13 protein-coding genes are annotated in these 13993 nt (G+C 34.7%); 7 read left to right on the forward strand and 6 right to left on the reverse strand.

What is annotated here, in order from left to right; translation table 11 throughout:
* Nucleotides 1–134: 134 nt before the first annotated feature.
* The 5 genes from BUC16_RS09565 to BUC16_RS09585 form a co-directional block, all read right to left on the reverse strand.
* Nucleotides 135–1142, reverse strand: a complete 1008-nt coding sequence (locus tag BUC16_RS09565) for an AAA family ATPase (RefSeq protein ID WP_073370107.1) — start codon at nucleotides 1140–1142, stop codon at nucleotides 135–137.
* A gap of 129 nt (nucleotides 1143–1271) precedes the next feature.
* Nucleotides 1272–2471, reverse strand: a complete 1200-nt coding sequence (locus BUC16_RS09570) for a DUF4350 family protein (protein WP_073370109.1) — start codon at nucleotides 2469–2471, stop codon at nucleotides 1272–1274.
* On the reverse strand, nucleotides 2464–3225 hold the full coding sequence (locus BUC16_RS09575) for a DUF4129 domain-containing protein (protein WP_073370111.1): 762 nt from the start codon (nucleotides 3223–3225) through the stop codon (nucleotides 2464–2466). Before BUC16_RS09575 ends, BUC16_RS09570 begins: the two co-directional genes overlap by 8 nt.
* Entirely contained in the window at nucleotides 3218–4174 is a 957-nt protein-coding gene (locus BUC16_RS09580) for a hypothetical protein (RefSeq protein WP_073370112.1), read from the reverse strand. Before BUC16_RS09580 ends, BUC16_RS09575 begins: the two co-directional genes overlap by 8 nt.
* Entirely contained in the window at nucleotides 4174–5139 is a 966-nt protein-coding gene (locus BUC16_RS09585) for a stage II sporulation protein M (RefSeq protein WP_073370114.1), read from the reverse strand. Before BUC16_RS09585 ends, BUC16_RS09580 begins: the two co-directional genes overlap by 1 nt.
* Before the next feature lie 20 nt (nucleotides 5140–5159).
* Here BUC16_RS09585 and BUC16_RS09590 point away from each other — a divergent pair, with 20 nt between their 5' ends.
* The 7 genes from BUC16_RS09590 (at nucleotide 5160) to BUC16_RS09620 (ending at nucleotide 12942) form a co-directional block, all read left to right on the forward strand.
* Nucleotides 5160–5903, forward strand: a complete 744-nt coding sequence (locus BUC16_RS09590) for an RDD family protein (protein ID WP_073370115.1) — start codon at nucleotides 5160–5162, stop codon at nucleotides 5901–5903.
* Between the two features lie 54 nt (nucleotides 5904–5957).
* Nucleotides 5958–6560 carry a trimeric intracellular cation channel family protein gene (locus BUC16_RS09595; RefSeq protein WP_073370117.1) on the forward strand — a complete coding sequence of 201 codons (603 nt, stop codon included), beginning with the start codon at nucleotides 5958–5960 and terminating at the stop codon, nucleotides 6558–6560.
* Between the two features lie 35 nt (nucleotides 6561–6595).
* Nucleotides 6596–7573, forward strand: a complete 978-nt coding sequence (locus BUC16_RS09600) for a GNAT family N-acetyltransferase (protein WP_073370118.1) — start codon at nucleotides 6596–6598, stop codon at nucleotides 7571–7573.
* A complete protein-coding gene (locus BUC16_RS09605; RefSeq protein WP_073370120.1) occupies nucleotides 7570–8676 on the forward strand; it encodes a DegT/DnrJ/EryC1/StrS family aminotransferase in 1107 nt (368 codons plus the stop codon). Before BUC16_RS09600 ends, BUC16_RS09605 begins: the two co-directional genes overlap by 4 nt.
* 10 nt (nucleotides 8677–8686) lie before the next feature.
* Nucleotides 8687–10009, forward strand: coding sequence for a CDP-glycerol glycerophosphotransferase family protein (locus BUC16_RS09610; protein WP_244534354.1), 1323 nt, complete (start codon nucleotides 8687–8689; stop codon nucleotides 10007–10009).
* Nucleotides 10010–10063: 54 nt separating this feature from the next.
* Nucleotides 10064–11419: a bifunctional cytidylyltransferase/SDR family oxidoreductase gene (locus BUC16_RS09615; RefSeq protein ID WP_073370122.1), complete on the forward strand. Its 1356-nt coding sequence runs from the start codon at nucleotides 10064–10066 to the stop codon at nucleotides 11417–11419.
* Nucleotides 11420–11499: 80 nt separating this feature from the next.
* Nucleotides 11500–12942, forward strand: a complete 1443-nt coding sequence (locus tag BUC16_RS09620; protein ID WP_073370123.1) for a lipopolysaccharide biosynthesis protein — start codon at nucleotides 11500–11502, stop codon at nucleotides 12940–12942.
* A gap of 44 nt (nucleotides 12943–12986) precedes the next feature.
* On the opposite strand, the gene BUC16_RS09625 is transcribed toward BUC16_RS09620, so the two are convergent.
* Entirely contained in the window at nucleotides 12987–13868 is an 882-nt protein-coding gene (locus tag BUC16_RS09625) for a glycosyltransferase (protein WP_073370125.1), read from the reverse strand.
* Nucleotides 13869–13993 lie beyond the last annotated feature (125 nt).

The following is a 13993-nucleotide window of genomic DNA, read 5'->3' on the forward strand; positions in this document are numbered from 1 at the left end:
ATTTAGAATCTGAAAACTTAATTTTTAGCCCACTGATTGCACTGATTGCACTGATTAGACTGATTTTCACGGATTTTTTCATTTAAGTTCTGTGCGAATCCGTTCAATCCGTTTTATCTGTGTGCCATTTTTAATTACCTCGGAATTTCCACACTTTCCAATATTTGTTTGATAATTTCAATGCTCGTAATACCTTCCATTTCCCTTTCAGGAGTCACGATGACACGGTGTTGCAAAACAGGAATGGCAGCTTCCTTGATGTCTTCCGGAGTCACGAAATCACGTCCTCGGATGGCGGCAAAACCTTTGGCGGCATTCAAGATGGCGATGGAAGCACGAGGCGAAGCACCGAGATACAAAAAGGCATTTTCACGGGTATTGATCACGATTTTGGCAATGTATTCCAACAGGTTTTGCTCCACGATAATTTGCTTGACCAAGGCTTGATAGTACTTGATTTCTTCCGAGGAAAGCAAGGTTTTGATGTTGTCGAGTTTTCCTTGGTTTTGGAGTAAATGTTCTCTTTGGATAATCAGGATTTCCTCGTCCATTTTTGGATAATCGATGGAGATTTTGAACAGAAAACGGTCTAATTGCGCTTCGGGCAAACGGTAGGTTCCTTCTTGTTCGATTGGGTTTTGGGTGGCAATGACCAAAAATGGTGTGTCCAAAACATAAGTAGTTCCATCGATGGTGATTTGGCGTTCTTCCATCACTTCAAAAAGTGCGGCCTGGGTTTTTGCCGGCGCACGATTGATTTCGTCAATCAATATCAAGTTCGAAAAAATAGGACCTTTCTTGAATTCGAATTCCGATTTTTTCAAGTCGAAAACCGAGGTTCCCAAAATGTCCGAAGGCATCAAATCGGGCGTGAACTGGATTCGGCTAAAGCCAATGTTCAAGGTTTTGGACAACAATTTTGCCGTTATGGTTTTGGCAACGCCGGGAACGCCTTCCAGCAAAACGTGACCGTTGGACAAAATGGCAACCAACAATTGGTCAATCATTTTGTTCTGACCCACGATTACGGTTCCCAGTTCCTGTTTGATGGTGTTGATGCTTTCCAAAAGCGGTTCCAAGTTGATTCGGGATTGAAAATTTACGTTTTCGGTTGGATTTTCAGGGGTGGTTATTTCTTCCATATTTTTGTTTTATTTTTTTACCACAAATTACACAAATTAGCACAAATTTATCGTTGTTTTGAATGGTACAAATTTGAGTTTATGACCAAATGGAATTTGTGTTAATTTGTGTAATTTGTGGTTTTTAAATTAGTTCATCACTTTTTCGATGGCATTATTAATTTGCAGCAAATCATCTTCAATGCTGATGAAATTGTTTTTTCGATAGGCCTTTATCAAAGAGACCAGATTTTGAATATCGTCTAATTTTTTTCCTGATTTATGGTGTAATTTTTTAATGAAATCATCATCCAATTTATGGGTGTCAATCAAGTATTCGTTGCGAACTTTTTCGAGAAAATAAATAATTTTTTTGTCGATGATGTTGTTGTGGTCGCCTTCTTGATAATACAAATTCCCGATAGTTTTCGTGAAATCGACCGTGGTGTTGGCCAGTGGTTTTATTATTGGAACGACTCTTTGTTTTCGTTTGGCGTTAAAAAAGATAAATACAAGCATTCCAATCAAGAAAATATACCAAGCCCATTTTAGTGCCGGTTGACTCAAAATGTACCGCATTGGCGAATCTGAAATCACTTCGCCAGTTTGATCCTTGATGCACCAATACACTTTTTCTTTCGGGATATAGGACAAGACTTTTTCGGCATATTCGTGATGATTGCCTTTCAATAAATGAAAATTGGTAAACGCAACGGGTTGGGTATGCAAATAAAACACACCAGTTTTATAGTTTACTTTTATGAAATTGATTCTGGTGCTGTCGCCATTTTGATAGCCTAAAACCGTGGTGTTCAGCGTGTCTATTTTGGAGAAATAATTGTTGTTGACGCCTTCGGTGATTTTATATTTTTGGTTTCCCAGTTTTTTGTTGGCTACCCAATTGTAAATGCTGTCCGAGTAGTTGTATTCGCTGTCCATCTTTAGATTCAAACTATCCAACAAGGCATTAGGAATCATTTCGGAACTGATGAAAGCATTGTTTCCGTGATTGACAAACGTGCAAATTTCGGTAATCGATTCTTTGTCAAAATTCGCAATTTTGGAAATGCTGAGAAAAGTTCCTTTTATTCGATAATCATTCACGAGCGTGTCATAGTCGTATTTGCTGTCCAAATATTCATACGGAGTCGTGTTGAATTTCCTGATTTTTTGTCCTTTCAAAAGTGAACCGATTTCCTTGTCGAAAACATGCATTCCATAAGGAATTTTGTCTTTGAGGGAAAAACTTGGTGTCCAATCAATGGGTTTTGGACGATTACTGTCAATAACAATAATAGCCACCATAAGCAACACCAAAAGGGCGATGTATAGTTTCAGCGTTCTACCCATTGTTTATCTTATTTATTGATTTTTCGAAACTGGTTCTGGCTTTTGCAAAGGTTTCATCGTCCAATTCGAATTCGCCGTACCAAATATTGTTGTACAGATAAGACAAATAGGCAAATTCGTCTTTTTGGCTTTCATTTTTTATTTCATAAAGATAATCCGAGTTGGTTTTTTCGACATCCCATTCAATGATTTGTTTTTCGGACATTTTTTTGAGCAACCAAAGATAATAGTATCGAATCGTCAATCTTTTTTCATCCAATTGTAAACTGTTTTGAATGAGTTTCTCGAAGTCCACAAGATGTAAATTTTTCTCGATTTCGTCATAATTGATGATTTTCCTGTCGGAATTTCTGCCAAAAATCCATTGTCCTTCTTTGTTCATTATGGCTTTTGCAATTAAATAAATGACAAAAATAATGATGCCGATCGCTATGGTTCTTAGTAAAATATCCACGAAATTGTTGGCTGCTTTGCTATCGGTAAAGCTGAATAAATTATTAAATAAATTGGCCAACCATTCCTTGAAACGATCCCAGGCATTCTTTTCGGGCGTTTTGAATTCGTAGATAAATGCTGCGTCGGTGTACTTCTTTTTGAAATTTTTGGCAAAAGGTTTCGCTTCGATTGCAGCCGAATCGACAGCGATGTCTTTTTCGGTAAAAACGATTTTTTCTTTTTTGGCCACAGCCAACGAGTCTTGGGCTCCAATATTGGAACAAAAGAAAAACAGTAATACGATTAGGATTTTATTCAATGTCGGAGCCAATTAAATCGATTTGACTTTTGGTGGAATTATTTTCTTTTTCTTCCTGCAAACCATAATAAATAAGCCCTTGGTTGACGAGAACAAAATTGTTGAAAACATAACTCAACAAGACCGAAAACACCATTATCACGGCTATGATAATTCCCATTGTGGAAAAAGTATCGGTTCGTGCAGCAGGCCCTTGCAGGTTTTGGGAGGAAACAAACATCCAAACCATACTCAATACATAGGGAATCATCGTGATAAATCCCTGGATGATTTGAACCAGCAACATCATGAGAAACGTGGTTCCAACAATAGTCCAAAATTGCTGTTTCACTAAATGGAAACCGTTGGATAACGCCTTAAAATAGCCTACATCTTTCAGAATATATTCATAGTAAGACAAAGTAATCCAAGACATAAATGCCGAACCCACAATAATGATTAGTGGAATTCCTATGAGTATAAAGCAGAGGAAAAAAAGCAAAACAAAAACAATAACGGCTAAAGGCAGTATGATGAAAATACTTCCCAACAAGAAAATTATCATTTTTCCAATGTTTTCTTTTAAACCGCCCATAATTTCCTGGGTTGAAAAAGGATCACCGTTTGTTTTTTCTATGAGTCTCAAATAAATTACGGGGAAACTTATGTTGAGCATCGACAAAATGACGATAAGTAGAAAAGTAATTATGAAACCTCCTGCTATGAGAGCCATATTGTTGTTGAAATAAGCCATCAGATAGTTTGGATTATTTCGCACATTTGTAATTCCGGAGAAAATGAGTTCCATATACACTTTTGAAATGAAATAAATCAAAACCACCAATACCATCAAGAATATTCCGTTGATGACAAAATAGTTTTTGAAGTAATGCTTTCCAAAAGACTTGAAAAAAGCAATGGTATCGGAAAAATTGGCGCTTAAATCACGCTTTTTGTAAAGTTCGAACATTATATGGGTTGTGTTTTTTTGTGGACAATAAATGGATAGATTAGGTAATAAAAGGATATAATTGCCAAGGTAAACAAAATAATAAAACTGCTCAGCCAGTTTGGCATATCAATGGAATATCGAGTGATGAAACCTTCGAGAAATCCCGCTGCAATGGTAAAAGGAACGGTGCTCAAGAATATTTTGAAACTGTTTTTGAATCCTATTTTGAAAGAATTCATTCTTGAATAGGTTTTGGGAAACAGGATGGAAGCGCCAAGAATATAGCCAGCTGCAGTTTCTATCACGATGCCGAAAATTTCCATTGAACCGTGAATCCAAATGCCGCGAACACTTTTCCAAAAAACGCCTTGTTGCAAGAAAAAATATTGGAAAGAACCCAACATAATGGCGTTTTGCAACGAAATGTAAAAAGTGCCAATACCACCAAAAATTCCGAAAATGTAACACGTCATCCCCACCTTCAAATTATTGAATGTAATACCAATAAAACTGCCCCAATTGCTTCCCGATTTATAGATGGCAACCGGATTCCCTTCCTTGATGTTTTCCAAAGTTTCATTGACATAGCTGTCGCCGAGGATTAATCGAACAAAATCCGCATCGTATCGGGCAGAAATGGCTCCGAGAAAAACGGTCACAAAAAAAAGCACGAATGCGTAAACCAAATACCTGCGATAGTCATAAACGATTAGTGGAACTTCGGTTTTGAAGAAATAGACCAATCGATTGCTTTCGGCTCGTTTGGTTTTGTAAATTTTTTGATAAATCTGTGAAGCTAAATAGTTTAAGTAAACGACTGTTTTGCTTTTGGCATAATAAGTTTGGGCATAGGACAAATCATTCATCAATTGAATGTATAAATTTGCCATTTCATCAGGATTTTTTTTAGCTTTACCAAAAATAGCTTGCTCAAACTCAAGCCACTTGTCCTTATTTGTTTTTATAAATGCAATTTCTCTCATCGAGTGCTAAAATAGGAATTATGTCAGAATTATCCATACAGACAACACAAAATGTTGTCATAAATTTTAAAGCCGCTTCTGTAGGCGAGAGAATGTTGGCTAGTTTGCTGGATTTACTCATAAAAGTCGCCTATATTATTGTTGTTGCTTACGTCTTTTTTAATTTGTTGGGAATTTCGAATATATTGAATAGGGTGGATATGTGGTCCAGAATTTCCATAATAATACTGTTTTTCTTCCCGGTCATGATTTATTCCGTGACACTCGAAAGCATTTTTGAAGGACAAACCATCGGGAAAAAATTGATAAAAATAAAAGTCGTAAAAATTGACGGCTATCAAGCGGGTTTCGGCGATTACCTCATTCGCTGGCTTTTCAGGATTGTCGAAAACAATATGCTTGGAGGATTAATAGGTTTGGTTGCCATGTTGGTTAGCAGCAAAACCCAACGCATGGGCGATATGGCAGCGGGAACGGCCATCATCACTCTCAAAAACAATATTTCCATTGATCATACCATTCTCGAGGAAATCGGGGATGCTTATGTGCCCATTTACCCGTTGGTCATTAAACTTTCGGATAATGATATGCGAATTATTAAGGATACTTTCCAAATTGCAGAAAAAAAGGGAGATGATGAAACCATTGAAAAATTGTCCAAAAAAATTGAATCCGTTACCGGCATTAAAAATCAATCCGGCAATGAAATTGACTTTATAAAGACCGTTTTGAAAGATTATAATTTTTATACCCGGAATATGTAAGGCAATATTTCTGTAGTTTTGCTGGATAAATTTCTTTATTTAAAATCAAAAAACATGTTTCATTTATTGGATATCATCGGTACAATGGCATTTGCCATGTCGGGTGCGTTGACTGCAATGCATAAAAAGCTGGATCCTTTTGGTATTTTTATTATTGCATTTGTAACTGCGGTGGGAGGAGGAACTTTGCGTGATGTCATGATTGGTAGAACGCCGGTAGGCTGGATGCTTGACGTGAATTATGTTTATTTCATTGTCATTGGATATGTTTTTGCCATTATTTTCAGAAAGAAATTTGATAGATTAAAGACTTCTTTGTTTTTTTTCGATACAATTGGACTGGGAGTTTTTACTTTGATAGGTCTTGAAAAAGGTATCAACATTGGTTTGCATCCCGTTATTTGTATTGCATTGGGAACAATGACCGCTTGTTTTGGAGGCGTGATTCGCGATATTTTATGTACAGAAATCCCCGTTATTTTCAGGAGAGAAATTTATGCGACAATCTGTATTCTTGGAGGAATTGTTTTTTTTCTGCTTCGAAAATTAAATTTGGACTCGGATATTTTGTACCTGACAACCTCTTTATTTATCATTTCGGTTCGATTAATGGCAGTGAAATTTAAATGGCATTTGCCTACTTTAGGTTATAAATAAAAAATGCTTAATTTCACAAAGTCAAAATCAAAATCGTGAAAAAATACATCGTCAGACTATACCAAGAAAGCGATTACAAGAATTGGAATGCTTTTATCGGGAAAGCCAAAAATGCAACCTTCTTGTTTCATCGTGATTTTATGGAATACCACAAAGATCGATTTCAGGATTATTCCTTGATTGTTTTGGATGGGGAAAAATGGGTTGCCGTTCTTCCTGCCAATGTCGTTGACGATGAAGTTTTTTCGCATCAAGGCTTGACTTATGGAGGCTTGGTCTATAATGAAAAAGTAAAATTGACAGCGGTTATTGGAATTTTCAAAAGTATTTTGTTTTTTTTGAATGACAATAATATTGAAAAATTGCAGGTGAAATTAATTCCTTCCATATACCATCAAAAACCCTCCGAAGAATTAAATTATGCCTTGTTTTTGGCGGAAGCCCGATTAATTAGAAGAGATTCCATGGCGGTTATTGATTTGTCCAAAAAAATGGTGATTGCTGCAGGAAGAAAAGAAGGTATTGTAAAAGGGGAAAAAAATAAATTGGAGGTAAAAGAAGTGGTTGATTTTGAATTATTCTGGAATGATATTTTGGTTCCAAATTTGGCCAAGAAGCATCAAGCAAAGCCAGTTCATAGTTTGCGGGAAATTACAAAATTGAAAGAGTTATTTCCGGAGAATATTAGACAGTTCAATGTGTATGAAAACGGAATTATAGTTGCAGGAACGACTTTTTTTGAAAGTGACGAGGTGGCTCATTGCCAATATATTTCTGGCAAAGAAGATAAAAATGAATTGGGAGGTCTTGATTTTTTACATTATTATTTGTTGACTGAGGTTTTTAATAAAAAGCGTTTTTTTGATTTTGGAACTTCTAATGAAAATCAGGGTCGAAAGCTGAATAATGGCTTGTCTTATTGGAAAGAAAGTTTCGGGGCAAGTACTATTGTTCATGACTTTTATGAAGTGGAATCTGCAAATTTTAATCTATTAGATACAGTTTTGACATGATTAAATTCCTTGATTTAAAAAAAATAAATGAGCCTTATGAAACTGCTTTTCAAGAGAAATTGAAGTCGGTTTTAGAAAATGGTTGGTATATTTTGGGTAATGAAGTCGCTCTGTTTGAAAGTAGTTTTGCAAATTACTGTGGAACAAAACATTGCGTAGGAGTGGGGAATGGTTTTGACGCATTAGTCTTGATTTTCAAAGGATATATTCTATTGGGAAAATTGCAAAAAGGAGATGAAGTAATTGTTCCTGCCAATACTTATATCGCCAGTATTTTGGCCATTATGCAAGCGGATTTGATTCCTGTTTTGGTAGAGCCAAAGTTGGAAACTTATAACCTCAATCCTGATTTGATTTCAGAAAAAATCACGTCTAAAGCCAAAGCAATTCTAGCAGTTCATCTTTACGGTCAATTAGCCGAAATGGATGTAATCAATGAAATAGCCAATCAAAATAATCTTTTGGTTATTGAAGATGCAGCACAGGCGCACGGAGCCATTTCAGATTTCGGAAAATCTGGAAACCTGTCCAATGCTGCCGCTTTTAGCTTTTATCCCGGAAAAAATTTAGGAGCTTTGGGAGACGGAGGAGCAGTAACCACGAATGATGATGCCTTGGCAAAAGTCATTAAATCGTTGCGGAATTATGGTTCGGAAGTCAAATACAAGAATGAATATATTGGCGTAAATTCGCGATTGGATGAATTGCAGGCGGCTTTCCTGAATGTGAAATTACCTAATTTGGATGCAGAAAACAATGCCAGAAGAGCAATTGCCAAACTGTATTTATCCGAAATTAAAAATGATAAAATCATTTTGCCAACTTTGTCATTGCAAGGAACTTCGCCATCTCACGTTTTTCATTTGTTTGTCATTCGAACCGAAAACCGAGAGGATTTACAGCAGTATTTATTGGAAAACGGAATTCAAACAATGATTCATTATCCAATTCCTCCTCACAAGCAAAAAGCTTTTGCAGCTTGGTATCATTTGTCATTTCCAATTACCGAAAAAATCCACAATGAAGTTTTGAGTTTGCCGATAAGTCCCGTTATGACAGATGATGAAGTTTCTTTTGTAATTGATGTTTTAAATAAATACTGATTTGAAGTTTATGAAAAACATAAGTGAATTAGTAGCAACAATTAAGCGATACGTCCCTACAAAAGTTTGGGGTGTATTTGTAAAAGTATATGGTCTTATATATTATAATCATTTTTATAATTTATATTTAATTAAAAAAGCACCTGCGAGACATAGAAAAGCACTTGAAAAAGTCCGGAAAAAAGAAAAGATAAAAGTTGCGTTCTTTTTGATTCACGAATCAGTATGGAAATATGATTTGCTTTTTAACTTAATGCTAAAACATCCCAGATTAGAACCAATAATATTTGTCTGTCCTGCTATGGATTATGGCATGAAAAATATGTTGTTTGAAATGGACAAAACATTTGAATCATTTAAAAGCAAGGGTTATGATGTCATTAAAACATTTGATATTGGAACAGGAAAATATCTAGATGTGAAAAAAAATTATTCTCCAGATATAATATTCTACACTAATCCTTATTCAGGTTTACAAGGTCATAGGTTTTTTATAAAAAGGTTTCCAAAAACATTAACATGCTATGTGCCATATGCAGTGATGACTACTAATTATGAGTTTTTCTATAATTTAGATTTTCACAACCTTGTTTGGAAAATTTTTTCGGAAACTCCCATTCATAAAAAAATAGCGGTTCAAAAACAAAGAAAAAAGGGACGAAATCATATTGTAACAGGGTATCCAGGATTCGATCAACTTTTGATTAATAAAAATCCAAAAGATGTTTGGGAAAATAAAAATCCAACTCTAAAAAAAATTATATGGGCTCCACATCATTCAATGACCGAGCTAAATAAAGTGTCTAATTTTTTAGAATATTACGATTTGTTTTTAGAATTGGCTGATAGTTACAGCGATAAGTTGCAAATTGCATTTAAACCGCATCCTTTATTAAGAGTTAAATTAGAAAAAGATTCAAATTGGGGTAAAGAAAAAACCGATATGTATTATAATAAATGGATAAACCTAGAAAATGGCCAGTTTGAAAACGCTGAATATGCAGATCTTTTTTTGACATCAGATGCATTGATTCACGATTGCGGTTCCTTTATGTCTGAATATCTTATTACCGGAAAGCCATCCCTTTTTATGGTTAGAAACGAATCGGTTATGGAGGATTGGAGTGAATTTGGGATAAAAGCAGTATCGGCACATTATCAATCCAGAAACAAAAAACAATTGATTGATTTTATTGAGGGTGTTGTGTTGAATGAAAAAGATTGGATGAAAGAAGAGCGCAATACTTTTGTACAAAGTATTTTGATTCCAAAGAACAAGTTAACTGCATCTGAAAACATATTGCATTATTTAGAAAGTCAAATTTTTCAATAGGTTAATGGTGTTTTTTGAAATTTATAATTAAAAATTTACTTGAAAATATATTAGATGAACATAGCCGTCATTTTAGCAGGAGGAGTGGGAACTAGATTGGAAAAATCTTTACCAAAGCAGTTTTTCAAAGTTGCTGGAAAAATGGTTATGGAACATGCTGTCGATGCGTTTGAAAAGAATGAATTAATAGACGAAATTGCAATCGTGATTAGCAATCATTACCTATTTATGGTAGAAGACATGATTATTAGAAATAGATGGCAAAAAGTGAAGCGTGTTTTGATAGGGGGCGAAGAGCGATATCATTCAAGTCTTGCGGCAGTTAATGCTTATAACGACTTTAAAAATGCTAATTTGATTTTCCATGATGCGGCTCGTCCTTTGGTTAGTCAAAGAATCATCAATGATGTCGTGAAATCAATGGATAATTATAATGCAGTGGATGTTGCCATTAATTCAGCCGACACTATTATTGAAGTTGAAAACGATATTATAAATTCGATTCCGGACAGGGCGAAAATGCGAAGAGGACAAACCCCGCAAGGTTTTAAGCAGGAGATTATTTCAAAAGCTTATAAAATGGCTCTTCAGGATGAAAATTTTAAAGCTACTGATGATTGTGGAATTGTAAGCAAGTATTTGCCGGAAGAAAAGATATTTGTGGTAAACGGTGAAGAGGTCAATATGAAGTTGACTTATCCTGAGGATACGTACTTGTTGGATAAGTTGTTTCAATTGCGTTCTGTTGAAATTCAAGACATGCAACTTTCGAAAGAATGTTTGGCAGAAAAGGTTATGGTCGTTTTTGGGGGATGTTATGGAATTGGAAAAAGCATTGTGGATTTGGGTCTTTCGAATGGAGTTCGTGTTTATAGTTTCTCTCGCAGTGAAAATAATGTTGATGTCTCCAATATGGAGGATGTTAAGCAAGCATTGGAAAAAGTGTTTCAAATAGAAAAGAAAATTGATTTTGTAGTCAATACCGCCGGGGTATTATATAAAGAACCGTTAGAAACCATGAGTTATCAAACCATTCTTGATTCCATAAATATTAATTATTTTGGTATAGTTAATATTGCTCTTGCATCATTGCCTTACTTAAAAGAGTCAAAAGGACATGTTTTGTTTTTTACTTCTAGTTCTTATACAAGAGGTAGAGCATTTTACAGCATTTATTCTTCAACTAAAGCGGCTACTGTTAATTTTGTCCAGGCAATTTCCCAAGAATGGGAAACGTTGGGTGTTAAAGTGAATTGTATAAATCCAGAGCGCACGCAAACACCTATGAGGATGAAAAATTTTGGCAGTGAACCAGAAAATACTTTATTGAAACCAGATGCAGTTGCTTTAAGATGTATTCAAACCTTGTTGTCTAATTATACTGGGCAGGTGATAGATGTTCGACTTTAAGAATAATAATAAGCAAAAAAATGAATACTGATTATAATTGAATTGAGAAGTGAAGTACAATAAATTTTAATTTTTTTTAAATGCACAATACCTCTCTAAAATCAACCGCAACGAAAGGGATTATATGGTCGGCTGTCGATAAATTTGCTGTTCAATTTGGGCAATTCGTTGTGAGTATTGTGCTTGCTCGAATTTTGATGCCGGAGGATTTTGGTTTAATGGGAATGTTGACCATTTTTATAGCCCTGTCACAGATTTTTATTGAAAGTGGTATGGGAACAGGCTTGATTCAACGTCAAGAAAGGGAAGATATTGACTTTTCGACCCTATTTGTATTTAATTTAGGAGTCAGTGGTTTCCTTTATTTGCTGCTGTTTTTTTCGGCCCCTTTAATTTCCTCTTTTTTTAAGCAACCACAATTAACCGATTTGACAAGGATATTGGGTTTGAGCCTGTTTCTAAATGCTTTTGCAATAGTCCAACGAACTAAATTAACAATTGTCATTGATTTCAAAACTATTGCCAAGAGCAATGTAGTAGGAATGATTGCAGGTGGATTATGTGGAGTGATAGCCGCAAAAAATGGATATGGGGTGTGGTCGTTGGTTATTCAAATACTCATTGGGTCTTTGGCTTCATCCGTTTCTTTATGGTTTTTCAGCAATTGGAGTCCCTCTATTGCCTTTTCCAAAAAATCTTTTAAATCTTTATTTGGTTATGGCTCAAAACTGTTGATGGTGGGTTTGTACGCCCAAATCCTGAATAATGTTTATAATATATGTTTGGGTAAATTTTATCCAACAGCTTCGTTGGGTTATTATACAAGGGCAAAAAGTTTAGCCGACATATCTGCCGGCACGATTGTAAGCATTTTACAACAGTCCACATTTCCCATTCTCACAACAGTTCAACACGATAAAGAGAAATTGATTTCCATTTATGGCAGAATGATTCGGATGTCGGCTTTTTTTATTATCCCGCTGATGATGCTTATTGCTTTGCTGGCAAAACCCATTGTCATACTATTACTGACCGAGAAATGGGTTGCTCTAATTCCGCTTTTGCAATGGATGGTTTTTGCACGCATTTTTTATCCAATGAGTGCTCTCAACATGAATTTGTTGAATGCAGTTGGACGTTCGGATTTATTCTTGAAAGTAGATTTGTCTAAACTCCCATTGACTCTACTGGCCATGGTAATCACTATTCCTTTAGGGCTAGAAGCCATAATAATAGGACATGTTGTTACATCGGCCTTGTCTTTTTTTATAAACGCCTATTTTCCAGGAAAGTTATTTGGTTATGGTCCAATTAAACAATTAAAAGATATGTTGCCATTTTTTGTTGCTACAATAGGAATGGCAATTTTGGTTTTTGTCATGACTCGTTTTGTTGATAATTTGGTTTTGCAGTTGTTTTTCGGAAGCTTACTTGGATCGATAACTTATCTGTTTATCTGTTGGTTGTTGAAATTGGATGAATTGAAAGAGATTGGTGAATTATTTTTTAAAAGTTTGTTTTGACTTTTTTCAAGCATATCCTAATGTAATTATATTTGTTGATTTTTTTATAATGATTTCAACCCCACTTTTATTCTTAGTAGAATATTCCTGTAAGCCAAGGGAAAATTCCTTGTTTTTAGAGCAAATTTAATTTCATTGTTAACTCTTTTTGAAAGAATTCGATTTTCTTTTTTGTTTCTATTTAGGAAAAAAGCTTTTTTTAATATTAAGTAAGTAGAAAAACCATTAATGTTTTTTGGAATGGAAAAGCTGGAATGTAAAGAAGTGGAAACGATTCTTTTTTTTACGAGAACAGCATCAACAAAATCAATATTGTAATGTCTTGCAATTCGAATCCAAAAATCAAAATCCTCATAGGAAAGACTTTCGTCATAACCTTTTAAAATATCAAAATAGCTTTTTTTAATCATTGCCGAAACACTGCAAATTATTGTTTGGGTGCTGATTATTGTTGAATAAATATCGCCTACAGGAATTTTTGTAATTGTTTTATAATTGGCATCAACATCAAAAAAATACGAATTGTGGACTCCATTTTCAGCGATTAGCTCTGCATTGCCAAAAACAATGGCAAGATCTTCCATTTTGCTGGTATAAAAAGTTTCAAGTTGGATACCAATACAATTGGGCAACAAAACATCATCTGCAGATAAGTCTAAAATGTAATCTCCTTTTGCAAATCTTATGGCATTATTAAAAGACTTTGTTATGCCTAGGTTCGTTTCGTTTTTTATAAAAAGAATTTGAGGGAATTGTGATAGAAATTTTTCTATGACAGCTACTGAATCATCTGTACTACAATCATCAATGATAATGAGTTGAATGTTTGTGTGGGATTGATTTAAAACAGATTCTATACTTTCTGATACAAATCTTGCATGATTATAACAAGAACAAATTACCGTGACCAAGTCAGATTTTTGCATTTTAAATAGTAATTATTTTGATGCTAAAATAATCTAATTAAAATGGTATTCAAAAAAAATTTAATTGCAATTCAATTGCAAGTTTTTATTGAAATTCACTGTGTTTTTTAATTAATTTAAAGAGC

It is taken from the genome of Flavobacterium fluvii (genome assembly GCF_900129545.1).
Taxonomy (GTDB): Bacteria; Bacteroidota; Bacteroidia; order Flavobacteriales; family Flavobacteriaceae; genus Flavobacterium; species Flavobacterium fluvii.

Coding starts and splice junctions, on each gene's coding strand:
- BUC16_RS09625 (WP_073370125.1), bottom strand. CDS start 13,868: ATGCAAAAATCTGACTTGGTCACGGTAATTTGTTCTTGTTATAATCAT.
- BUC16_RS09620 (WP_073370123.1), top strand. CDS start 11,500: ATGCACAATACCTCTCTAAAATCAACCGCAACGAAAGGGATTATATGG.
- BUC16_RS09605 (WP_073370120.1), top strand. CDS start 7,570: ATGATTAAATTCCTTGATTTAAAAAAAATAAATGAGCCTTATGAAACT.
- BUC16_RS09580 (WP_073370112.1), bottom strand. CDS start 4,174: ATGTTCGAACTTTACAAAAAGCGTGATTTAAGCGCCAATTTTTCCGAT.
- BUC16_RS09565 (WP_073370107.1), bottom strand. CDS start 1,142: ATGGAAGAAATAACCACCCCTGAAAATCCAACCGAAAACGTAAATTTT.
- BUC16_RS09590 (WP_073370115.1), top strand. CDS start 5,160: ATGTCAGAATTATCCATACAGACAACACAAAATGTTGTCATAAATTTT.
- BUC16_RS09595 (WP_073370117.1), top strand. CDS start 5,958: ATGTTTCATTTATTGGATATCATCGGTACAATGGCATTTGCCATGTCG.
- BUC16_RS09570 (WP_073370109.1), bottom strand. CDS start 2,471: ATGGGTAGAACGCTGAAACTATACATCGCCCTTTTGGTGTTGCTTATG.
- BUC16_RS09610 (WP_244534354.1), top strand. CDS start 8,687: ATGAAAAACATAAGTGAATTAGTAGCAACAATTAAGCGATACGTCCCT.
- BUC16_RS09585 (WP_073370114.1), bottom strand. CDS start 5,139: ATGAGAGAAATTGCATTTATAAAAACAAATAAGGACAAGTGGCTTGAG.
- BUC16_RS09615 (WP_073370122.1), top strand. CDS start 10,064: ATGAACATAGCCGTCATTTTAGCAGGAGGAGTGGGAACTAGATTGGAA.